The organism is Collimonas pratensis (genome assembly GCF_001584185.1).
GTDB classification, from domain to species: domain Bacteria; phylum Pseudomonadota; class Gammaproteobacteria; order Burkholderiales; family Burkholderiaceae_D; genus Collimonas; species Collimonas pratensis.
In genome coordinates this window covers 26,710-48,949 of sequence record NZ_CP013234.1, presented here as the reverse complement: position 1 = coordinate 48,949, position 22,240 = coordinate 26,710, and the positions used below count along the sequence as shown (strand labels likewise).

Sequence of the window (22,240 nt, the reverse complement as noted above, 5' to 3'; positions counted from 1 at the left end):
TCCAGGTCATGAACATTCCATCAAAGTGACAGGCACGCTTACCTGCCTTGAATATATTTACAGATGGAAACATTGTCGCACATGACTTGCAGAAATAACTACACTCCTTTATCTGAAACGTTCTGATCAGCTCCGCGCGATGCCAAAGCCAAGGCCAGCACCCGCGCCACATGCAATGCGCTTGTCTGCGCGCCGTCCTCAATCTGATGCCGGCAACTGGTGCCATCGGCGACCACGATGCTATCCTTGCCCGCCTTGCGCACCGCAGGCAAAAGCGTCAGTTCCGCCATCGCCATCGACGCCTCATAGTGCTCGGCTTCATAGCCGAAGCTGCCGGCCATGCCGCAGCAGGAGGATTCAACCGTCGACAGCTCCACCTGCGGGATCCAGGCCAGTACTGCTTGCACCGGGCGCAAGGCATCGAAAGCCTTTTGATGGCAATGCCCGTGCAGCAAAACCTTGTTGCCCGGCAGCGGCTTCAGGTCCAGCTGTAGCCGGCCGGCCTTTTTTTCCCTTACTAGAAACTCTTCAAACAGATAGGCCGACTGCGCCAGTTTCCGGGCTTCTTCCCCGTAGCCGTAGCTGAGGAATTCGTCGCGCAAGGACAGCAGGCAAGAAGGCTCCAGGCCGACGATGGCGATGCCGCGTTCGACATAGGGAAGCAATGCGTCAAGCGTCCTGCGCGCCTCGGCCTTGGCCTGCTCGACCAGGCCGGCCGACAGATAGGTGCGGCCGCAGCATAAGGGCCGGGCGCCGGCGGCCGTGTTGAAATGGACTTTGTAGCCGGCGGCTTCCAGCACCTGCTGGGCGGCGCGAGCATTTTCCGGCTCCATGTAATTGTTGAAGGTATCGACGAACAGCAGCACTTCGCGTTCGCTGGCGACGTTAGGTTTTGCCGTATTCAGGAACGCACTCTTGAACTGCGGGAAGGCGCGCTGCGGCGCCAGGCCGATGCGCTGCTTGAGCCAGTTCGACAGCAGCGGAACTTTATCGGCGGCGGCGATCAGGCCGCCCAGGCTGGCGGCGTACGGCGCATATTTCGGCATGAAGCCGACCAGCCGCTCGCGCAGGCTGAGGCCGTGCTGGCCGACCCAGGCGGCACGCGCCTCAATCTTGATCTTGGCCATGTCGACCCCGGTCGGGCAATCGCGCTTGCAGCCCTTGCAGGAAACGCACAGATCCAGCACTTCCTTGACTTCGGCGCTGGCCAGGCCAGCGCTGCCCAACTGTCCGGAGAGCGCCAGCCGCAGCGTGTTGGCGCGGCCGCGCGTAACATGCTTTTCATCCTTGGTGATGCGATAGCTGGGGCACATGGTGCCGGCGTCGAACTTGCGGCAATGGCCATTGTTGTTGCACATTTCCACCAGCTTGGCGAGGCCGCCGCTGCGGTCGCCGCCAGTGCCGGCCGCGCTTTCCTCGCCGCTGAGCGGATCGCGTTTGACGTTCCAGGCAGACCAGTCCAGCATGGGCTGATGCGGCAGCTCGGCATAACCGGGGGCGAAGCGGAAATTGGCGGCGTCGTCCATCTTCGGCGGCCGTACGATCTTGTCCGGATTGAAGCGGTTTTCCGGATCAAACAAGGCCTTGATTTCGCTGAAGGCGGCGTTGATCTTCGGACCGTACTGCCAGGCCACCCATTCGCCGCGGCAGAGGCCGTCGCCGTGTTCGCCGGAGTAGGCACCCTTGTATTTGCGCACCAGCGCGGAGGCAGCTTCGGCAATTTCCCGCATGTCCTTGGCGCCGCCGCGGCGCATGTCGAGGATCGGCCGCACGTGCAGGGTGCCGACGCTGGCGTGGGCATACCATGTGCCTTCGGTGCCGTATTTGTGAAATACCTCGGTCAGTTGGCTGGTGTATTCCGCCAGGTGTTCGAGCGGCACGGCGCAGTCTTCGATGAAGGATACCGGCTTGCCGTCGCCCTTCATGCTCATCATGATGTTGAGGCCGGCTTTGCGCACATCCCACAGGGCTTTCTGCTCGGCGGCGCCGGACATTTGCACCACCGCGCCGGGCAGCTGCAGGTCGGCCATCAATTCATCCAGGCTGGCCAGCTTCTGCAACAGCGCGTCCAGCTGCTCGCCGGCGAATTCGACCAGCAGGATCGCTTGCGGCCGGCCTCTCAGAGCCTTTTCGATGACCGGCCTGAAGGCCGGATTACTGATCGATAAATCGATCATGGTGCGGTCCACCAGTTCGACCGCGGTCGGGCCGAGCTTGACGATGTGCTGGGTCAGGTCCATGGCCTGGTAGAAGGTCGGGAAATTCACCACGCCCAGCACCTTGTGCGCCGGCAGCGGCGCCAGCGCCAGGGTGAGCTGGCGGCTGTAGGCCAGCGTGCCTTCAGAACCGACCAGGATGTGCGCCAGGTTGGCCATGCCGTCATCGGTATAGGCGCGCGGATTCTGGCAATCGAAGAGATCGATGTTGTAGCCGCCGACCCGGCGCAGCACCTTGGGCACGCGCTCGGCAATCTCGCCCCGTTCGCGCACGGCGATACGCTGCAGCCCGGCGACGATATCGCCGATGCGGCCGCTTGCAGCCATCTGCTCCAGGCGCCCGAAATGTCCCTGCGTACCATCTGCGAGCACCGCATCGATGGCGGCCACGTTATGCACCATGTTGCCGTACTCGATAGACCTGGACCCGCAGGAATTGTTGCCGGCCATGCCGCCTATGGTGCACTGGGCCGCGGTCGAGACATCCACCGGGAACCACAGGCCGTGCGGCTTGAGCCAGGCATTGAGATGGTCCAGCACCATGCCGGGCTCCACCGTCACGGTGCGCGCGGCGGCATCGAAATCGATGACCTGGTTCAGCCATTTACTGTTGTCGAGCACCAGCGCTTCGCCCACGGTCTGGCCGCACTGGCTGGTGCCGGCGCCGCGCGCCAGCACTGGAATGCGGTGGCTGCGGGCGATGTCCAGCGCCAGCAGCAGGTCGTCCTGGTCGCGCGGTACCACGACGCCAAGCGGCATGATCTGGTAGATCGAGGCATCGGTTGCGTAGCGGCCGCGGTCGGCCCGCTCGAACAAGACTTCGCCACGCAGTTCGCGCCGTAATTGCGCGGCCAGTGGCGTGGCCGACGACGTCGCGGGCGTTGGGCTGCGAGGAACTAGGTGGATGGGCTTGACCAGCATGATGGCGTCCTGTCAAAAACTTGAAAAATTACCGATGCCCGGCTTAAGCCAGCTCGAAATGTATCGTCGGCAAACCGGCAATCTGGCCGATCACCAGGCCAGGTTCTTCCGGAAAATGGATGCCGGTATAGGACCCGGTAGTGATCATCGTGCCGGCAGGCAGGCTGATGCCCTGCGTGCTGCAATGGTTCACCAGCCAGCCCAGCAGGCGCCGCGGGTCGCCGGCAGGATTGCTGGCGCTGCCCTTGAACAGATCTTTGCCGTTCAAGGTCAGGTGCGCAGCCGGATTCAGGAACGGGAAAGCGGCGTCGTAAGCGACAAATTCGCCGCTGACCAGGGCGCCGTGGTTTTGCAGGTCCGCCAACTGACTCAGCTTGGGCACATCCGGCCAGCCGGCGATACGGCTGGAAACGAGCTCTATCGAGGCCGCCATGCTGCCGATGTGGCGCATGACTTCCCGTTCCGGCATCGGCGCTGCTCCCGGCTGGAAATCTATATCGAAACAAAACATGATTTCCAGCTCGAGGCCCAGCACCGGGTAATCAGCGCGTTCGATCACCGAGGTAGTCGGATAGATGCGCTGCGCCGGCAAGGGCGCTCCCTGTATCGGTCCCTGCGCCGATTTCGCGCCGATCTTCCAACCGCCGATCTGCGCCTGCCCGTGCCGCAGGAATGCCTGCTGCACCATGTAAGCCTCCTCGGCGCTGGCCGGCTCCAGCTCCTGCGGGATGCATTCAGCTGCCTCATGGTTGCCGTAGGCCGTGCTCAGCAGGCGTGCCAACCGCTCTTGTGGAGATTGCGAAGAAGTCATGAAAATCCTTGGTTGTAACGATGCCTGCATGGCCGGTCTATTCAGGCGCCGGCTTTCACCGGACTGGCCGCGCCATCCGCCACGCCGTGCTCGAACTTGCTGTCGGGCTGCATGCGGAACGCCAGCAGCACGCCGAGTCCCATCAGGATCATGCTGCCGACAAACGGCAGTTCCCAGCTGCCGAAGCGGTCGATCAAGTAGCCGGACAGCACCGGCGAGATGATCGCCGCCAGCGCCGAGCCGGTATTCATCATGCCGCTGGCGGTGCCCGAGTACTGCGGAGCGATATCCATCGGGATCGCCCACATCGGGCCGATCGTCATTTCCGCAAAGAAGAAGCCGGCGCTCAGGCAAAGTATCGAGACGTAAACATTATGGGTGACTAGCAAGGGCAGCAGCGACAACAGTGTCAGCAGCATGCAGACCGACACCATCTGGCTGCGCGCCCGCTTCAGGTTGCCGGTGCGCTTCAGGTTCCTGTCGCTGACGATGCCGCCCAGGGTATCGCCGAGCACGCCGGCGAAGAACACGCTGGAAGCGAACAGCGCCGATTTCTTGATATCGAGGTCGTAGCTGTGCAGGAAATATTGCGGAATCCAGCTCAAGAACAGCCACAAGGTCCAGCCGTAACAGAAATAGACGATGGTCACCGGCAGCATGCGTTTGAACAGCGGTCCCCATGGAATCTTCGGCGTGTTTTTTTTCACCGCCGGCAGTATCGCCAGCTCTTCCTTGGTGATGCGCGGATGTTTTTCCGGATGTTCGGTAAACACAAATGCCCACACCAGTACCCAAACCAGGCTGATCACCCCGCAGATATAGAAGGATTCGCGCCAGCCGTGGGTGGCCATGATGAACACCACCAGCGCCGGCGCCACCGCATTGCCGATGCGGGCGAAGGCATGGGTGATGCCCTGGGCGAAGCCGCGGTTTTCCTTGGCCACCCAGCGCGACATGGCGCTGGTGGCGGCGGGGAAGGTGGCGCCTTCGCCCAGGCCCAGCAGCAGCCGCGCCAGCAGCAGCGAAAACAGGCCGCCGGCAAAGCCGGTCAGGATGGTGGCAATGCCCCACAATATGCCGCAATAGATCAGGGTGCGCTTGGCGCCGAACTTGTCGCTGACCCAGCCGCCGATGATCTGGAACACCAGGTAGGGGTAGGCAAACGCGGAAAACACCAGGCCGATCTGGGTTTTCGACAGATCGAATTCTTTGCCGAATCCCGCCGCGGCGGTGCTGACGTTGACGCGGTCCAGGTAGGTGATGAAATACATCAGGCATAACATGATCAGCACGACCGTGGTCGCGCGCAAACGCAGGTGTTTCATTGTTGTCTCCAATATTATGGTGGCCGGCAAACGCCGCAGGACATCGTGATCCTTGCTCCGCCCGTCCTCTGAGGGACGGTGCCGGAGCGCTTTCTGCTGTTTCGCTTTCTATGCTGCTTTCAATACCGGTTTGCTCTTTTGCGCGGCCAGGTTGTCCATCGCCGCCACCACGCCGCTGCCGGCCAGCGGCACGCCTGCCAGTTTCAGGCCCATCTCGCAGCCTGCCAGCGTCGCCATCAATGTCAGGTCGTTGGCTTCGCCCAGGTGGCCGATGCGGAACATGCCGCCCTTCATTTTCCCGAGGCCGGTGCCGAGCGACATGTTGAAGTTTTCATAGATGGTCTTGCGGATCGCATCGGCGTCGAAGCCAGGCGGCGTCATGACGCCGGTCAGCACCGGCGAGTACAACGCAGGATCGGCGCACTGGATCTCCAGGCCCCAGGCGCGCACCGCGGCGCGGCAGGCGCTGGCCAGGCGTTGATGGCGGGCGAAGACATTGTCCAGCCCCTCGCCGAGGATCATGTCGAGCGCTTCCGACAAGCCGTATAACAAATTAGTGTTAGGCGTGTAGGGCCAGTAGCCGCTCTGGTTCATTTCGATGATGTCGGTCCAGTCCCAGAATGCTTTCGGCAGCCTGGCGCTCTTGCTGGCTGCAATGGCTTTCTGCGATACCGCGTTGAAGCTGATGCCCGGCGGCAGCATCAAACCCTTTTGCGAACCGGAGACGGTGACGTCGACGCCCCATTCGTCATGCCGGTAATCGACCGAGGCCAGGCCGGAAATGGTATCGACGATCAGCAAGGCTGGATGGCCGGCGGCGTCGATCGCGCGGCGTACGGCGGCAATGTCGGAGGTGACGCCGGTCGAGGTTTCGTTATGCACCACGCACACCGCCTTGATCTGGTGCTCGCGGTCCTGGCGCAGGCGCGCTTCGATGCGGTCAGCCTGGGCGCCCTGGCGCCAGCCTTCGATGCCGGGCAAGCCGAGGAACTCCGGCTTCAGGCCCAGCGCTTCCGCCATCTTTTTCCAGAGCGTGGCGAAATGGCCGGTTTCATACATCAGCACGGTATCGCCGGCGCTCAAGGTATTGGTCAGCGCCGCTTCCCAGGCGCCGGTACCGGAGGCCGGGTAGATCACCACCGGCTGTTCAGTCTTGAAGATCTTCTTGATGCCGGCCAGCACCTGCAGACCGAGGGCGCCGAATTCCGGGCCGCGATGGTCGATGGTGGGGTAGCTCATGGCGCGCAGGATGCGGTCCGGCACCGGGCTCGGGCCCGGGATTTGCAGGAAATGACGGCCGGCCGGATGGAAGTTTAGTGTCAACATTTACGTCTCCTTTTGAACAAATTGTATTTTGCATTCAAAATACTTTAGCAGTCAGGATTCCGGACGTAAAGGACTTTTTGCGATTATCCGACTTCAGGGATCGGCCTTTTAATCAGAAAAAACGGCAAAAACAGTCGTATTTTTGAATTTATTCACCTTTTTCTGCATATTTACATTCACATTCGTGCCTCTCCAGGCAAGAATTCTTGAGCGCCAGGTTTGATGTTAAAATAGGGATTAACGCGTAGAAAAGGATTTTGAATGCAAAATGCGATAATTGGCGAAGAAACAAAAGCCGCGCCGCTGGTGCCGAAACTGGAACGTCAGCGTTTGCATGACACGGTGGTGGACCACTTGCGCAACCTGATCGTCGAAGCGGTGCTGACGCCGGGCACCAAGCTGAATGAGCGGGAGCTGTGCGAAACCCTGGGCATATCGCGCACGCCGCTGCGTGAAGCGCTGAAGGTATTGGCGGCCGAAGGCTTGATAGAGATATCGCCGAACCGCGGCGCTTCGGTATCGAAGATGACGGAAACCGAAATCTGGGAAACCTTCGAGCTGATGAGCGGCCTGGAAGCCATGTCGGGCGAGCTGGCCTGCGACCGCATCACGCCGGTCGAACTGGCCGAGATCAAGGCCCTGCACTATGCGATGCTGGCCTGCAAGGCGCAGAACGACCTGCCCGGCTATTACAGCCGCAACCAGGCGATCCACGACAAGATCAACGACGCCGCCCGCAATTCGGTGCTGCGCCAGACTTACCTGACCTTGAACCGGCGCCTGCAAGCTTTGCGCTTCAAGTCCAACTTCCAGCCGCACAAATGGGATAGCGCAGCGCACGACCATGACGAAATGGTGAAAGCGCTGGAAGCGCGCGACGGCAAGCGGCTGGCCGCAGTACTGCGCCAGCATTTGCTGGACAAGCGCGACGCCGTGCTGAGCGCGGCGGCCTTGCCGACGACGGACAAAACCGAAACGCTGCCTTGAGTCAGGCGGCCAGGTAAGCTTCGAAGCGTTGCGCTGCGGCCATGGGCATCGTCTGCGGCGGTGACGCCAACACCAACGCTGCGCGCGCACGCAGGTAAGCCTCGGAAAATCCCCGCAGTTCCCGCGTATGCGGTCGCTCATCCAGACGCCGGCGCAGCAGCGCCTGGGCAATCGTCTTTTCGATCAGCGCCAGCTGGCTATCGATATAGGTCAGCGACAACTGACGGCAACGCTCTGAAACGCCGGCCACGGCAAGCAAGGCCGGCGCGATCGAAATGCTCAAGAAACCATCCGCAGGAATCCGGCCCAGCACGTCCTGCGCATCGAACAGCTCCCTGCGCAAGGACGCAAATACCGCGCGCCCCCATAGTTCGTGTTCCTGCGCCAGCATCCAGCGGCGGTGCGCAATGACCTCGCGCGCCGCCGCATCATGGATCTCGCCATCGCCAACCAGTGTCGCCATGCCGCTGCGTTCCCCGGCCTGGATGCACTCAGCGCCGATATACGCGGCGCCGATGCTGCGTCCGGCCAGGGCCAGATGCTGCAAGCTATCCGGCAGCAAGGGATCAAGCGGCACGACTGCGCATTGCAGCGGCTTGCCGCTGGCATGGATGGCGCACAAGCCATCCTCCTGCAGGGCGGGACAGCGCGCCAGGGAAGGGTAGTCATAGCCTTGCGCCACCAGGTTAAAGAAAACGCCGTGGCGATTGGCGGCGCCATGCAGCAAGGTCTCTCCCAGCGTGTCGCAGGCAGCCGCATCGCTGGCGCTCAGTACATGCTCCTCACGGCCGACGCGCAAGCGTTCGCCGCTGCGCCGGCGCGGCGTGCGGCTGATCGCCAGGCAGCCGACGAACAGGTCGCGGTGACGGAACAGTTCAGGCAAGGCCATCGCCGGCGGGCTGTTGCAGCATTTGCCGCAAGCCGTGCAGCCGAAGGCGTAGCTGTTCACCATGGCCGCCGCACCGAATCCTGGTAGCGTGTCAGGATGAAATGCGCCACCGCTTCCGAATGATAGGCTGCCAGCAGCTGCTTTACCCATGGCTGCGCGCGATCGGCAGCGCGCACTGCCAGCACACCTTGCCAGGGCGAACGGGCGTCTTCGATGCCGAGGCTGTCGCGCGCCGGATAGAGGCCGACGCGGAGGGCGTCGCTGCTGTCGATCACCGCGAACGCCACCTTGTCCAGCGCACCGTACAGGCGCTGGCGCGGCAGCTGGATGATTTTCAGGCGCAGCCGGTTGCTGGTGATGTCGGCCGGCGTGGCGTGCAGGCCGGCGCGGTCATTGAAGGTCAGCAAAGTGAAATTCTGCAGCAAGACCAGCGCCCGTGCGGCGCCGGCGGCATCGGCCGGAATCGCTATGCTGGCGCCGCGCTGCAATTGCGTCAAGTTCTGCAGCTGGCGCGAATAGATCGCCATCGGCAGCGTCACCGTGCTGCCGGCGTTGGCCAAACCATCACGCTGGCGCTTTGCCTCGAAGCTTTGGCCATCTTCGAAGCTGGCGGCGTCCAGCTTGTGCGCTGCCAGTGCTGCGTCTATATCTGTCTTATCCGCGAATATGACAACGTCCAGCGGCAGACCCTGCGTCTGCGCAACGCTGCGCACCTGTTCAAGGATTTCCGCATGCACGCCGGGCGTCACGCCGATCCTGAACAGCTGTGGCACTGGTGCGGCGGCAAACGCATACTGCACCAGCAGCAATCCAAAGACCAGGCTCAGCTGTCGCGCAGGATGGTGCGAAAGCCGATATGCGAGGCCGGCAAGTCGGCTTCCTGCTGTTCGCGCGAGGAAGCGCGATAGCGTACGCAATAGTCGCGCGCGCACAGGAAGGAACCGCCCTTGATCACCATCGGCGTATTGTGGCGGCGGCCGGCCGGCGCCACCGAGGCGGTATCGCCATTGCTGTGCGACTGATGCGGGCCGCTGTAAACATCCTTGGTCCATTCCCATGCGTTGCCAACCATATCGTAAAGTTTGAAGTCGTTTGCTGCATAGCAGCCGACCGGGGACAGGCCGACGTGGCCGTCTTCATTGTTGTTCACCAGAGGAAATACGCCTTGCCAGTAATTGGCGGTCGGCTTGCCATGGGCATCGCGCGGCGCCGTGTCAAGCTCGGCGCCATCGTGGCCGGCCTTGCCGGCATATTCCCATTCTGCTTCGCTCGGCAGATCGCGTCCCAGCCAGCGCGCGTAGGCCAGCGCATCAGCCTGCGTCACCAGCGTGACCGGCTGGCTGGCGAGGCCGGACAGGTCGCTGGCCGGTCCTTGCGGATGGCGCCAGGAAGCGCCCGCCACCCAGCGCCACCAGGCCAGCGGCCGTGCATTCAGTTCTTCCAGCGTTGGCTGATGGAATACCGCGCCACCGCCTTGCCGTTCGGCGTCGCTGATGTAGCCGGTAGCTTTGACGAAGGACGCAAACTGGGCATTAGTGACATCGGTCTGGTCGATCCAGAAGCCGCCCACCTTGGTCTTGCCATCGCCGGCCGGCCGTTCGTCTTCATAGCCAGCGCTGCTGCCCAGCACGAACTCGCCGCCGTGCAGATGCACCATGCCGGCCTGAGCATCGCTGCGCCAGTGCGCCGGCAAGCCGGAATAGGCTTCACATTGGGGCTCAGAACCGAGCGCCGCCAGCGAACGGCTGCGGTTCAGACGGTCAACCCCTTCGCTACCGGCGGCTGCCAGCGATGTCGTCAACGCCGCCGCCAGCACGCCGGCGGCAAGCGTCGCCGTGCCTATCAGCCAGAGCTTGATCGCCATGGCGCGCTCAATAATAGCCGCGCGGGCGCAGCGGTTCGACGCCGCCGACGCCGCTCATGTAGCTGTTCCACTGCTGGACCAGGCTGCTGATGATTGAGGGATTCTGCGTCGAGACATCATTGTTCTCGCCGCGATCGGTGGCGAGATTGAACAATTCCCAGTGACCATCCAGCGGTCCGTTGGGCGGTTCAGTCCACAGGGCCTTCCATTGGCCGTCGCTGCTGCGCAGATAGCCGCGGCCGTAGGCTTCGTCGCCGAACGGCGTGGCATGCACCAGGCCGGTCGCCGTACCGTTGAGCAAAGGCAGCAGCGACTGGCCGGTGATCGGATAGACATAGCGGTTGTTGTAGACCACCTTGCCCTTGTTCTGGTCAGCGCCGGTCAGGCTATTGAACAGCGGCGGGGCCGGCGTAGCGGGCGCAGCGATCTGAGCCACAGCCAGGAAGGTCGCGGTGTTGTCGGTCACATGGGTAAATGGCCGCAAAGTCGGCAGCTGCGTGGTCTGGCCAGGCAGGTGCACCACCAGCGGCGTCGACACTCCGCCTTCGGTAGCGTAGCCCTTGGTCAGGCGAAACGGCGTGGCGCTGACTTCGGCCCAGCGCAAGCCGTATTGCAGGCGCTGCGCATTCTGCAAACCGTTGTCGCTGCCGAGCGCTGCATACACAGGATTGGCGGCATTGGCAGTATCGGTGGCGGTAGGATCGGCGCCGGAATCGATAGGCCAGCCTTCCGCGCCATTGTCCGACTGGAACATGATGAAGGTATTGTCGTAGGCGCCGATATCCTTCAGGTGCTGCACCAGCAGGCCGATGTTGTGGTCGAGGTTTTCCACCATGCCGGCGTAGATTTCCATATAGCGCGCCTGCGCTTTCTTTTCCGCCGGCGACAGGCTGTCCCAGGCCTTGTCGACCACACCCGGACCGTAGTCCGAATAGCCTTGCGCAGCGCTGTGCACGGCGCTGATATATTTGGCGTTGGCGGTGCCGTTGTTGACCGTGGCAGGCGACTGCGCCAGCTTCTCCGGCACGCCGGCGAACGGCGTGAAATCGGCCGGGATGATACCCAGCGTCTTCTGGCGGGCGATGCGCGCATTGCGGATGGCGTCGTAGCCCTGGTCGTACTTGCCGCTGTAATTATGCAGGTAAGGCTCGGGCACCTGCAGCGGCCAATGCGGCGAGGTGAACGCGGCGTAGGCAAAGAACGGCTTGCCGTCGGCCTTGTTGGAATCGATATAGGAAATCAGGCGCTGGGTATAGAAATCGGTGGAGTAGAAGATCGCCGGACTGCCGCCGCTGCCGCCCGGTTGCCCAGGCTGGCCGGGCTGCACATACTTGCCGTCCTCGGTGTAGTTTTTTGAACCGGCTGGCTCGTGCGCAAAGTGATTGGTGGCAGCGCCGCCCAGCAAGGCGTAGCTGTGCTCGAAGCCCCACTGGTCGGGAGTCTGGCCGCCGCCGGACGGGCTGCCGGGAATCCCCGAGCCGATGTGCCACTTGCCAGCCATATAGGTGTGGTAACCGCCATCCTTCAGCAACTGCGCCACCGACAGCGCGCGATCGTTCAGATAACCTTCATAGCCCGGCAGGCCTTTACGTTCATCGGTCGGCACGCCCATGGTGCCTTCGCCGACCAGGTGATGGTCAGTGCCGGAAATCAGCATCGAACGTGTGATCGCGCACACCGTGCCGGTGTGGTGGTTGGTCAGGATGCGGCCGCTGCCGACCAGCGCATCGAGATTCGGCGTATTGATTTCGCCACCGAAGGCATGGATATCGGAGTAGCCGAGATCGTCCGCCATGATGTAGAGAATATTGGGCCGCTTCTGCACGTTGGATGCATTGGAAACGCTTTTGCCGATGCCGCTATCGGAATCGCCGCAGGAGGCGAGCATCACCAGGCTGGCCGCGGCAGCGGCGATGACGCCGAGCCGGATTGATTGCGATCTGAAATTTTTCATTATTGTTCGGCCCGCTCTTGCGGCGGGCAATTTGGCAAACCATGGAAATAGCGCCGTTAAAAAAGGCGCTGTGCGCTTTCAGCAGCGGGAGTGCAGTCTTCGGTTATCCAATGCACGGGCAGGTGCGCCGGGCAGGTTACGGACGACGCGGCCAACTATCCGGTAAGAAAAATGGCCTGTCATATCACCCCGCATTCAGTGAGCATGCATCGTAAAAAATTCTGCGAATTTCACAAACTACTTACTATCTATTAGCTTATGTGGACAAATGCATGGGTGGATTCCGCATATCGATATGCGGAATCGGGAGACGAAAACCGATTTCAAATAGAATGTGAAATGCCTGTGATTCGATGGCCGGACGGCCATCACGGAAATGAGAGACATGCTGAAAAATCTGCGCGACTATCTGGCTGTCGCATTCAAATGGCAAGCGGGAAGACAGGATGGCGGCTACGACAAGATGCTGTTGCTGACGGCGCGCTGGCCGCTGCCTTTCGACAGCTACCTGATCCGCTATCCGGTCGGCGCGCACATCCCGCCGCACACGGATGCGGTCGCCCGTGGCAAGCACTACCGCCTGAACCTGGTGCTCAAGCGCTCGCCGCGCGGCGGTGAATTCATCTGCAGCGCACCTATCCTGTCGACCTCACGCATCAAGCTGTTCCGGCCCGATCAGTGCGAGCACAGCGTGACGCGCGTGGAGGGCGGCAGCCGCTATGTGCTGTCGATCGGATGGATTATCGGGGAATAGGCGGACGCCGCAGTAGCGCCGCCATTGTTGCTGCTGCGGTTACTGGCCGTCGGCGTAATTTTCGGGGAAGAAGTGACGCTCCACCAGCTCGATCAGGATGTGCAGGACCTTGATGTGCAGCTCTTGCACGCGGTCCGCAAATTTGCCGCCCGGGGTGCAGATGTAGACGCTGCTGAGCGCCTCCAGTACTTCGCTGCGCTTGCCGGACAGGATGATCACGCTCATGCCTTGCGCCTGCGCTGCCTGCGCCGCGCGGATGATGTTCTTGCTGGTGCCGCTGGTGCTGAGCGCCAGCAGGCAATCACCGGCACGGCCGTGGCCTTCGATGTAGCGCGAGAACACCTGTTCGTAGCCGTGGTCGTTGCCAACACAGGTCAGGTGTCCGGCATCGCTGATGGCGGTGGCGCCAAGGGCGGCGCGGTCGAGCCGGTAGCGGCCGGTCAGTTCTTCGGCAAAATGCATGGCGTCGCACATCGAGCCGCCGTTGCCGCAGGAGTAGACCCGGCCCTTGCGCTGGAACACATCGATCAGCAGCTGGCCTGCCTGTTCAATCGTGTCCAGCGCCGCCGGATTGGCGAGCAGGGCATTGAGTGACTGCTGTGCTTCGACCAGGCTTGCGTTGATGTGTTGCTTCACTTTGAAAACTCCGTTCGCGTATTGACGCTTGATGATTAGCGGTTGATGGTGCGGGTAACGCCGGTATCGATCACGCCGTAAGGCGTGACGCTGCTGCCGCTGATGTTGCCATTGCCGCTGTCGCCGTTAGGGGCGACGTGGCCGCAGGCAACAAGCAGGAAGCTGGCAATGATGAAAAAGAATCGGCGCATTGTAGTCTCATGAATCAAGTGGGTGTACTGACAGACAGGTTGTCAGCTGAAACGTTCCGGAGCGGAGCGCCTGCTTGCCTGAATCATACTGCAGGTTCGTCTATAAGGTCCGTATCTACGCCACATCCTGCGCCGCCGGCCGGCGTTCTGCTTTCAGCCATAGCCCGAATTCTTTCACCACCGCCACTACCTTGTGCAGCCGCTGGCCATCGGCCGTGAGACGGTATTCGACCTTGACCGGCACCTCGGCATACACCGTGCGCAGCACCAGTCCGGCGGCTTCCAGCGCGCGCAGATCGAGCGTCAGCATGCGCTGCGAAATATTCGGCATGTCGCGGCGCAGGTCGTTGAAGCGCTTCGGCCCGTCCAGCAGGTAGGAAACCAGCAACAATCGCCAGCGGCCGCCCAGCAGCAGCATGGCTTCCTCCACGGAACAGCCGGAAACATTCTTTTTCATGCGAGTCCTGAATATAATCTAAGTATAATTTATGTACCTATATAACAAAATACTGCCTTCTTTACAATAGTAACCACCGTCACCATACTCTCCTCCATCGCGCGCAGGGCGCGGCTGCACAGGAGATTTGCATGAAATTGTATTTTGCCCCCGAGACTTGTTCGCTGTCGCCGCACATCGTGCTGCGTGAGCTGGAATTGCCGTTCGAACTGGTCAGGGTCGACAACAAGACCAAGAAAACCGCCGACGGCCGCGATTTCCTGGCGATCAATCCGAAAGGCTATGTCGCCGCGCTGGAGCTGGCCGGCGGCCAGGTGCTGACAGAAGGTCCGGCGATCGTGCAGTACCTGGCCGACCTCAAGCCGCAGGCGGAACTGGCGCCGCCGCCCGGCAGCTGGGAGCGTGTGCGGCTGCAAGAGATGCTGAACTTCATCGGCAGCGAAATCCACGCCGGGCTGGCGCCGCTGTTCAATGCGGCGCTGCCGGAGCAGGTCAAAACCATCCTCAAGGAAAAGCTGGTACGGCGCCTGGGGTTGCTGGAGACGACACTGGCGCAGCAAGACTATCTGCTCGGGCCGCAGTTCGGCGTCGCCGATGCCTATCTGTTTACGGTGCTGCGCTGGACCGCATTGTTTGCCATCGACCTGGTGCAATGGCCGGCCATTGCCGCTTACATGAAAGACATCGGTGCACGCGCCACTGTCAAGGCGGCACTGGCAGCGGAAGCATTGGCGTAGGGTGGGCACTGGCGCCCACGCGAATGCTGCCCGGTGCCGCGTGGGCAAAAGAACTTGCCCACCCTACCTCATCGACAGCCGCAGGTAGCCGTTTTTAAGGGCTGCCGGCTCAGTGCTGCCGGCCGCAACCGGCCATCAGTGCCATCAGCTCATCGAATTCCGCCGGACGTTCTGCCGTCAGCAGAGGGAACAAATGGTTATGGTCGGCATCCGCCACCACTCGCAGCCGGCGCGAGCGCGCCTGGCGCGCAGACAGCACCAGCCGCTCCGGTATTTCCAAAGGGATAACGGCATCGCGCTCGGCCGCAATTACCAGCAAATCTCCCTTGAACTGCTTGAGGATTTCCCAGGCGTCGCTGCCGGCCCAGCTGCGGTCGCGGCGGATGACTTCTGAAAACTGCGGTCCGAACGGCAGGTTGTATGCGGCCGGCGTATACACCCCGGGAACGATCAGGACCAGACCGGCGACCTGCTGCGTTTGCGTCAGCCGGATAGCGTTATAGGCGCCCATGCTGGCGCCGCAGATCACCAGCGGACCGGCCAGCGGATTGGCCAACGGGCCGGCCAACTTCCTGGCAGCGATCACCGCCTCGGCCTGGCGCGTGCGGCTGTGCAACGACGAGATCGACAAGACGCCGCCGGTGTCGCCATGGCCGATACAGTCGAAGGAAGTGGTAGCGATCCCGCGCTGCTGCAGCGCCGGCCTCAAGCCGGAACGGCTGGCGGTAGCGCGCGAACTGACACCGGCGCCGTGCAACAGCAGCATGTGCCGGGAGGATGCGGCAGGGTGGAAGTCGCCCTTCAGGATGGCATTTTCGTAAGAGACGTCAAAAGACTCGATGGCTTGCATGATCGACCAGGAAAACGGGGATGAAAAGATGGAGCTGCGCTACCTTACCTCAACTCGGATCGTCTGCGTTATTTTTTGCTTGACTTCAAGTTTGCTTGAAGTTTTACACTCGCCCAGGCATCTGAAATCCTCTTGCTGCACGCCAGTGCGGCACAAAGTTAACCGATCGGAGAAACAGTCATGGCTTCCCAGATTTACAGAGTAGACAAGTTCATCGTTCCGGCAGCGGCGCAACAGGAATTCCTGGCCCGCGTCCGCAGCACCCACGCGCTGCTGCGCTCGCTACCCGGCTGCACACAGGAGCTGGTGCTGGAGCAGACCTCCGGCCCGGGTTCCTACAACTACGTCACGGTGCTGGGATGGGCCGACCTGGCGTCGATCGAGGCGGCAAAAATCGCAGCGCGCACACTACACGCCCAGACCGATTTCCACCCGCAGGAAATGTTCAACCGGCTCGGCATCCAGGCCGATCTGGGCAATTACCAGGCGCTCGAACTAAGCGTTTGAACTTGCCGCTTGAGCCCAGGCTCGAGCAGGCAGCAGCGAACAACCGTCGCACCTGACGAGATTGTGAAACGCAGGCGCATCCTGCGGGGGTTTTCGTGCCAGAATCTGCTTTATTGCGTTCTGTAGAGGAGCTCACATGCCTGCCAGCCGAACCGTCGGCCTCGCCGCCGCTGCTTGCCTCTTTTTATCATCTGGCGGAAACAGCGCGCTGGCGGCGCAGCCTCCGAATGCTGCCACCAAAGAGTCGTCAGTGCTGGACGCCCCAGTCAAGAAAATCGCCGATCAGCGTATCACCGTGAAGACGCCGCAAGGCAGCGGCATGCTGCCGGTCTATGCCGACCGTCCGCTCAATGCCGCCGCCGCGGATGTCAAACGCGTGCTGATCGTGGTGCATGGCACCTTGCGCAATGCCGATGTTTATTTTGCCGACGGCCAACTGGCGGTGGATGAAGCCGGTACGGCGGGCGCCGGCACCCTGGTGGCAGCCCCGCAATTCCTGACCTTGCCAGACATCGCGGCATTCAAACTGACGCCCGACACCCTGGCCTGGACGCAGGAAGGCTGGAAAGGCGGCGATCCTGCGCTGAGCCCGGCGCCGCTCAGTTCCTTCAGCGCCATGGATGCCTTGCTGGCACACTTCAGCGATCGCACCCTCTATCCGGCGCTGACAGAAGTAGTGGTCTCAGGCCATTCCGCCGGGGCCCAGATCGTCCAGCGCTATGCCGTCGCCGGCCAGGCAGAGGCAAGCTTGGCCAATGCCGGGATCAAGGTGCGCTACGTGGTGGCTAATCCGTCAAGCTATCTGTATTTCGACCAGCGCAGGCCAAGCCCGGACGGCAGCTTCCAAGCGGCGACGACCACCTACTGCCCACGCGTGAATCGCTGGAAATACGGCATGGAACAGCTGCCGGCCTATGTCGCGCAGCAAGACCTGGGCGGCATCGAAGCACGCTATGCGGCGCGCAAGGTAGTCTATCTGCTGGGGATGGCGGACACCAATCCGTATACGCATTTCATCGACCGCTCATGCCCGGCGATGGCGCAAGGCCCGTACCGGCTGGCGCGCGGCCTGTCCTATTTCAAATATCTGCAGGGACGCCATCCGGCGGCGCTGAATCAGAGCGTGGTGCAAGTGCCCGGCGTGGGCCATGACGGCCGCGGCATGTTCGGATCGGCCTGCGGCCAAGCGGCCATATTCGGCCAGCCACTGCCGGCGTCTTGCCCGCATCTGCCGTGACCTGAATCAGAAGTCGTAAAGCGTAATAATGCGAAAGATGAAATTTTCCCCTCCGAGAAAATTTCATCCTTTTAAATCAACAGCTATTTTTTCAATGGTTGTTCAGACTTCTCTGTGGGTAAGGGGACACTATCGTACATGAGAGGTAGGGTGGGCACGCTTTTGTGCCCACGCTGTAGCGCTATCCGCGTGGGCACAAAAGCGTGCCCACCCTACATGTCAATATTTTTGCACCCATAGAAAAGTCTGATGAACCTTTTCAATCAGGCAGGCTGATCAGGGACATCGCCCTCTTTGTTTTCTGCTTCTTTGTTTTCCAGGTGTTCGGTAACCGCTTCCACACCCTTGTAGCCGGCAACAGCGGCAATGCCTTCAGTCAGGATGGATGCGTTCGGATCCAACTTCTTGACACCTTCAACGGCCACTACAGCGCCAATGACTTCTTCCAGAATACCCATGACCTACTCCTTGAAAATATCGAACAACGGAATTTTTAAATGCCGAGAAAGCTTGTTCCAAGCCGGAACGCAGCATGGCGGCCTGACTGCGGTTTACGCAATCAGGCCGCCATGTTTATCATAGTCGCGATCTGCACGACTATCGGGTTTTATTTAGCGGCAGGAGCAGCGGCCTTGGCGTCCACCTTGGCGTCTGCCTTAGCCTCTGTCTTCGCTGCAGGGGCCTTGGCTTTTACCTTGGCTGCCTTATGGGCGACCTTGGTTTTTTCAGCTTTTGCAGTCTTGACTTTGGCTGCTGCAGGCGCTGCCTTGGCTTCTGTCTTGGCATCGGCTTTTACTGCCTGGGTCGTCGTTGCGGCGGCAGCAGGTGCTGCTGGAGCAGCAGGCGCAGCGGCTTGAGCGAAAACGGAAGTAGCAAACAGGCCAGCGATCAGAGTAGCGATTAATTTGTTCATTTGTGCACCTTAAAGTTATCTTGATTAACTCAGGTAATTCCCGAGGTCCTGAGCAATTAACGAGTGGCGCCGGCGAGATGTTGACGGCTATTACATGCCGTTACAACTTCCGACATTTGCAGCGTGCGATCTCGTTTCGATCACGAGAATTTTTCGGGATCGCGCCTGGTAAAGGAGCGCGATGCTACACCAGCGCAATATTTTTTGGAGAGAAGCGGCAGGCCTGCTGATCGGCAATCAAGGCAGCGATGCGATGTGGTGCGGCGCGATGACAGAGCGTTGCTGCTGTAGCGCATGGCGGCCGAGCCGCGCAGAAATTCATTCCATCACGCCAAATGCCAGAAGGCCACGGGTGCGGTGTTTCCGCGCCCATGGCCTTCTGTGGTGCATGCTCGTGCCAGGCACGGCATGCGGTGCCCTGATTTACTTAGGAGCGGCTTCTTTAGCGGCATCCTTGGCTTCAGCTGCTTTTGCCTTGGCTTTGACAGCCTTGTGATGCGCCTTGGCCTTCACGTGCTTGGCTGGCGCAGCAGCTTCCACTGGCGTGCGGTCATTGCGCGCGTCCGGATGGCTAGCCAAGACACCGCTGGAGTCCTGAGCTTGGGCGAATGGCGCAAATGCGATGAGGAGTGCAGCAACACCTAGCAGCTTTTTCATTTTTCAATCCTTTAAATGGTTGAGGTTAACATCCGCGTTTGCTGCGGCATAAGCTTAAAAACGCGGCTGGCGAGATTTGGTTGACAACACCTCGCTGTCAGATATTTTACCCAAATACGTTTATTTGGTATTCGGCAACATATCCGGTACTTGGCAGCACAACATGCATTGTTCCTTTGCTCTCGATGTGAGCACGCATAGCAGTCGCACTCCGGCGACCGTGGCGGGAATATCGTACAATTCTCGAACAGTTTCTCCAAGGCACCATTGCCTGATCTTCCTGCTGTCTGTCGCACCCCACTTCATTCGTCTGTCAGGAGACCCACCATGCAATACACCAAGCTCGGCCAGACCGGCCTATTAGTTTCCCGCCTGGCGTTCGGCGCCATGACTTTCACTTCCGGCAATAAAGATATCGGCGCCATCTACAAGGTCGGCGCGCAGCTGGCCGACGAGCTGGTCGGCCATGCCCTGAGCGCCGGCGTCAACCTGTTCGACACTGCGGACGGCTATGCCGGCGGCGAATCGGAAACCCTGCTTGGCCATGCCTTGAAAGCGCGCCGCAACGATGTCGTGATCGCCACCAAGGTCGGCTTTCGCACCGGGCCGGCGCTGACCCAGTCGGGGCTGTCGCGGCGGCACATCCTGTGGTCGATCGACCAGAGCCTCAAGCGCCTGAATACCGACTGGGTGGATATCTACATCGCGCATCGCGAAGACCCGCACACGCCGCTGGAAGAAACGCTGTGGGCGCTGGATGCAGTGGTGCGATCCGGCAAGGCGCGCTATATCGGCTTTTCCAACTGGTCGGCCTGGAAGGTGGCAGCGGCGCTGGAAATCCAGAAGGCCAATGGCCTGGCGCCGTTCACCCACGGCCAGATGCACTACTCGCTGCTGGGCCGCGATGTCGAGCGCGACGTGCTGCCGATGATGCGCCGCTATGGCCTCGGCATGACGGTGTGGAGTCCGCTGTCTTCCGGTTTCCTGAGCGGCAAATACACCCGCCAAACCTTGTCGAACCCGGATAACCGCTTCTCCGGCTTCGACCTGCTGCCTTTCGACAAGGAACACGGCTTTGCAGTGGTCGAGCACATGCGCGCCATCGCCCGCCGCCACAACGCCAGCGTGGCGCAAGTGGCGCTGGCCTGGCTGCTGGCCAAGGATGCCGTCAGCAGCATCCTCATCGGCGCCTCGAAACTGCCGCAACTGGAAGACAACCTGGGCGCGGCCAGCATCAAGCTGAGCGCCGAAGAAGTCTCAGAACTGGACGCCGCCACGCCGTTGGCGCCGGTCTATCCGAACTGGTTCATCGACAACCTCGCCGACCCGACCGCGGTGGAAGCCACGGCCCGCTAGGCAAGTTGCGGTGCGGGCGACGGCTCAGACCGTCTTGATGAACAGCGAAATCAGCTTGCGCGTGGTGGCGGTGTAGGGCGGGTAAAACATCTTGGCCAGCATGATGCGGCCGCGCACCACCGCGCGTTCGTGAGAAAACGCCAGGAAGCCGTGGTGGCCATGGCCGCTGCCGATGCCGGAATTGTTAACGCCGCCGAAGGGCAGGTTCCCGTGCAGGAACTGCACCACGCAATGGTTGATGCAGGCGCCGCCGGAAGTAGTCTGCTGCATCACCTGGTCGATATTGGCTTGCTTGCGGCTCCACATGTACAGCGCCAGCGGCTTGGGATCGGCATTGATGCGCGCGATCACCGTCGCCAGATCGGTGAAGCCGATGATCGGCAGCAGCGGGCCGAAGATTTCTTCGCTCATGATCTTGGCATCGTCCGGAATACCGTCGATCAGGGTCGGCGCAATATAGCGCTGGCCGGCGTCGACCTGGCCGCCGGTCACCACCCGCGCGCCACGCGCCTTGGCATCGTCCAGCAGAGTCTTGACGCGCTCCGCATGGCGCTCGTTGACGATGCGCGCCAGGAACGGACTGGCGGCCTGCTGCGCATCCTTGCCGTAGGCATTTTCCAGGGTGGCGATGCAATGCTGCAGGAAGGCGTCTTTGACGCTGGCATGCACATACACGTGATCGGGCGCGATGCAGGTCTGGCCGTTGTTGGTGAACTTGGCCCACAGGATATTCTGAGCGGCCATCGCCAGGTCCGCCGTTTCGTCGACGATGGTCGGCGACTTGCCGCCGAGTTCCAACGTGACGCTGGCCAGGTGCTTGGCCGCAGCGGCCATCACAATCTTGCCGACTGCCGGCGAACCGGTAAAGAAGATGTGATCGAAAGGCAGTTCCAGCAGGGCCTGCGCCACCGGCGCCGGGCCCTCGAACAGCGCCACCTCGTCCTCCGTGAAGACGGCGCGCAGGATCTTGCCGATCACGGCGGAAGCATGCGGCGTCATTTCCGAAGGCTTGACGATCACCGCATTGCCGGCCGCCAGCGCCGACACCAGCGGCCCCAGGCTGAGGTTGACCGGATAGTTCCACGGCGCCACGATCAGCACCCGGCCTTTGGGTTCGTATTGCATATAGCCCTGGGTGCCGACCGACAGCCGCGACGGCCACACCTTCTTCGGCTTCATCCAGCTGCCCAGCTTGCGGATGGCGTCGTTGGCTTCGGCGATCACCGGCAGGATTTCGGTCAGCTCGACCTCGGCGGCAGGTTTGCCGAAATCGGCAAAACCGGCGGCGATGATCGCCTCGCGATTGGCCAGCACCGCTGCTTTCAGCTTGCGGATCTTGGCGATGCGTTCGGCCTTGCCGGATTGCCGCAGGCGCAGCGCGGTGGCGCGCTGGCGGTCGAATACGCGCAGGATCTCGCTCTTGACCTGGTCGAGCTCGGTGCCGACTTCATTCACGAAGGTGTTCATTGTCTGCCTTTGATGGTTATTTTTATATGTATTAGGGAGAATTCCGCTTGACCGGCCACCCCGCATGTCCCGCCTATAGCCCTTGCCGCCCCATCATATGCAACAAATGTCCGATTGTAAAAATGAATCTCTAGAGGATTCATAGACACATTTATCCAACATTCCGGCCTTGCTTGCAGCGAGAG

At 61.3% G+C, this 22,240-nt stretch carries 22 protein-coding genes; 6 read left to right on the top strand and 16 right to left on the bottom strand.

The window, feature by feature from the left end:
* Positions 1–98: 98 nt before the first annotated feature.
* The 4 genes from CPter91_RS00225 to CPter91_RS00210 form a co-directional block, all read right to left on the bottom strand.
* Positions 99–3,137 carry an FAD-binding and (Fe-S)-binding domain-containing protein gene (locus CPter91_RS00225; protein ID WP_061935400.1) on the bottom strand — a complete coding sequence of 1,013 codons (3,039 nt, stop codon included), beginning with the start codon at positions 3,135–3,137 and terminating at the stop codon, positions 99–101.
* A gap of 43 nt (positions 3,138–3,180) precedes the next feature.
* Complete coding sequence (locus CPter91_RS00220) at positions 3,181–3,948, bottom strand: 2-keto-4-pentenoate hydratase (RefSeq protein WP_061935397.1); 768 nt, start codon at positions 3,946–3,948, stop codon at positions 3,181–3,183.
* Positions 3,949–3,989: 41 nt separating this feature from the next.
* Positions 3,990–5,273 (bottom strand): MFS transporter, encoded by a 1,284-nt coding sequence (locus tag CPter91_RS00215; protein WP_061935395.1) that lies wholly within the window; start codon positions 5,271–5,273, stop codon positions 3,990–3,992.
* Between the two features lie 108 nt (positions 5,274–5,381).
* Positions 5,382–6,599, bottom strand: coding sequence for a pyridoxal-phosphate-dependent aminotransferase family protein (locus CPter91_RS00210; RefSeq protein WP_061935393.1), 1,218 nt, complete (start codon positions 6,597–6,599; stop codon positions 5,382–5,384).
* A gap of 261 nt (positions 6,600–6,860) precedes the next feature.
* On the opposite strand from CPter91_RS00210, the gene CPter91_RS00205 reads away from it, so the two are divergent.
* On the top strand, positions 6,861–7,586 hold the full coding sequence (locus CPter91_RS00205) for a GntR family transcriptional regulator (RefSeq protein ID WP_061935391.1): 726 nt from the start codon (positions 6,861–6,863) through the stop codon (positions 7,584–7,586).
* A 1-nt stretch (position 7,587) separates the two neighbouring features.
* Here CPter91_RS00205 and CPter91_RS00200 read toward each other — a convergent pair whose 3' ends face one another.
* Genes CPter91_RS00200 through CPter91_RS00185 form a run of 4 tightly spaced genes read right to left on the bottom strand, consistent with a single transcriptional unit; the run spans position 7,588 to position 12,293 of the window.
* Complete coding sequence (locus CPter91_RS00200; RefSeq protein ID WP_061935389.1) at positions 7,588–8,538, bottom strand: hypothetical protein; 951 nt, start codon at positions 8,536–8,538, stop codon at positions 7,588–7,590.
* Complete coding sequence (locus CPter91_RS00195) at positions 8,532–9,275, bottom strand: MetQ/NlpA family ABC transporter substrate-binding protein (RefSeq protein ID WP_417924834.1); 744 nt, start codon at positions 9,273–9,275, stop codon at positions 8,532–8,534. The genes CPter91_RS00200 and CPter91_RS00195 overlap by 7 nt, the downstream gene beginning before the upstream one ends.
* 23 nt (positions 9,276–9,298) lie before the next feature.
* Positions 9,299–10,333, bottom strand: a complete 1,035-nt coding sequence (locus tag CPter91_RS00190) for a formylglycine-generating enzyme family protein (RefSeq protein WP_061945655.1) — start codon at positions 10,331–10,333, stop codon at positions 9,299–9,301.
* A 13-nt stretch (positions 10,334–10,346) separates the two neighbouring features.
* Entirely contained in the window at positions 10,347–12,293 is a 1,947-nt protein-coding gene (locus tag CPter91_RS00185) for an arylsulfatase (RefSeq protein WP_061935387.1), read from the bottom strand.
* 385 nt (positions 12,294–12,678) lie between these two features.
* Here CPter91_RS00185 and CPter91_RS00180 point away from each other — a divergent pair, with 385 nt between their 5' ends.
* A complete protein-coding gene (locus CPter91_RS00180; RefSeq protein ID WP_417924833.1) occupies positions 12,679–13,047 on the top strand; it encodes a 2OG-Fe(II) oxygenase in 369 nt (122 codons plus the stop codon).
* Positions 13,048–13,086: 39 nt separating this feature from the next.
* Here CPter91_RS00180 and CPter91_RS00175 read toward each other — a convergent pair whose 3' ends face one another.
* From CPter91_RS00175 to CPter91_RS00170, 3 genes are all read right to left on the bottom strand, one after another.
* On the bottom strand, positions 13,087–13,683 hold the full coding sequence (locus CPter91_RS00175; protein ID WP_061935385.1) for an SIS domain-containing protein: 597 nt from the start codon (positions 13,681–13,683) through the stop codon (positions 13,087–13,089).
* Between the two features lie 35 nt (positions 13,684–13,718).
* Complete coding sequence (locus tag CPter91_RS26815) at positions 13,719–13,874, bottom strand: putative periplasmic lipoprotein (RefSeq protein ID WP_156479855.1); 156 nt, start codon at positions 13,872–13,874, stop codon at positions 13,719–13,721.
* Between the two features lie 115 nt (positions 13,875–13,989).
* Positions 13,990–14,331 carry a winged helix-turn-helix transcriptional regulator gene (locus tag CPter91_RS00170; RefSeq protein ID WP_061935383.1) on the bottom strand — a complete coding sequence of 114 codons (342 nt, stop codon included), beginning with the start codon at positions 14,329–14,331 and terminating at the stop codon, positions 13,990–13,992.
* Positions 14,332–14,462: 131 nt separating this feature from the next.
* Here CPter91_RS00170 and gstA point away from each other — a divergent pair, with 131 nt between their 5' ends.
* Positions 14,463–15,068, top strand: a complete 606-nt coding sequence (gene gstA, locus CPter91_RS00165) for a glutathione transferase GstA (protein ID WP_061935381.1) — start codon at positions 14,463–14,465, stop codon at positions 15,066–15,068.
* A gap of 109 nt (positions 15,069–15,177) precedes the next feature.
* Here gstA and CPter91_RS00160 read toward each other — a convergent pair whose 3' ends face one another.
* Entirely contained in the window at positions 15,178–15,918 is a 741-nt protein-coding gene (locus CPter91_RS00160; protein WP_082792476.1) for an alpha/beta fold hydrolase, read from the bottom strand.
* A gap of 180 nt (positions 15,919–16,098) precedes the next feature.
* Between CPter91_RS00160 and CPter91_RS00155 the strand changes: the two genes are divergently transcribed.
* A complete protein-coding gene (locus CPter91_RS00155) occupies positions 16,099–16,425 on the top strand; it encodes an antibiotic biosynthesis monooxygenase family protein (protein ID WP_061935375.1) in 327 nt (108 codons plus the stop codon).
* Between the two features lie 136 nt (positions 16,426–16,561).
* The gene (locus CPter91_RS00150; RefSeq protein ID WP_061935371.1) at positions 16,562–17,662 is read left to right on the top strand and encodes a hypothetical protein; all 1,101 of its coding nucleotides are present in this window, start codon (positions 16,562–16,564) and stop codon (positions 17,660–17,662) included.
* Positions 17,663–17,925: 263 nt separating this feature from the next.
* Here CPter91_RS00150 and CPter91_RS00145 read toward each other — a convergent pair whose 3' ends face one another.
* The 3 genes from CPter91_RS00145 to CPter91_RS00135 all read right to left on the bottom strand — a co-directional run bounded on the left by CPter91_RS00145 (position 17,926) and on the right by CPter91_RS00135 (position 19,232).
* Positions 17,926–18,120 (bottom strand): hypothetical protein, encoded by a 195-nt coding sequence (locus tag CPter91_RS00145; protein WP_061935368.1) that lies wholly within the window; start codon positions 18,118–18,120, stop codon positions 17,926–17,928.
* A gap of 149 nt (positions 18,121–18,269) precedes the next feature.
* Entirely contained in the window at positions 18,270–18,575 is a 306-nt protein-coding gene (locus tag CPter91_RS00140) for a hypothetical protein (RefSeq protein ID WP_061935366.1), read from the bottom strand.
* A 423-nt stretch (positions 18,576–18,998) separates the two neighbouring features.
* The gene (locus tag CPter91_RS00135) at positions 18,999–19,232 is read right to left on the bottom strand and encodes a hypothetical protein (protein ID WP_061935363.1); all 234 of its coding nucleotides are present in this window, start codon (positions 19,230–19,232) and stop codon (positions 18,999–19,001) included.
* 327 nt (positions 19,233–19,559) lie between these two features.
* Between CPter91_RS00135 and CPter91_RS00130 the strand changes: the two genes are divergently transcribed.
* Positions 19,560–20,588, top strand: coding sequence for an aldo/keto reductase (locus tag CPter91_RS00130; protein WP_061935360.1), 1,029 nt, complete (start codon positions 19,560–19,562; stop codon positions 20,586–20,588).
* Positions 20,589–20,612: 24 nt separating this feature from the next.
* Here the strand turns inward: CPter91_RS00130 and CPter91_RS00125 are convergent, their stop codons facing one another.
* Entirely contained in the window at positions 20,613–22,055 is a 1,443-nt protein-coding gene (locus CPter91_RS00125; protein ID WP_061935357.1) for an aldehyde dehydrogenase family protein, read from the bottom strand.
* Between the last annotated feature and the right edge of the window lie 185 nt (positions 22,056–22,240).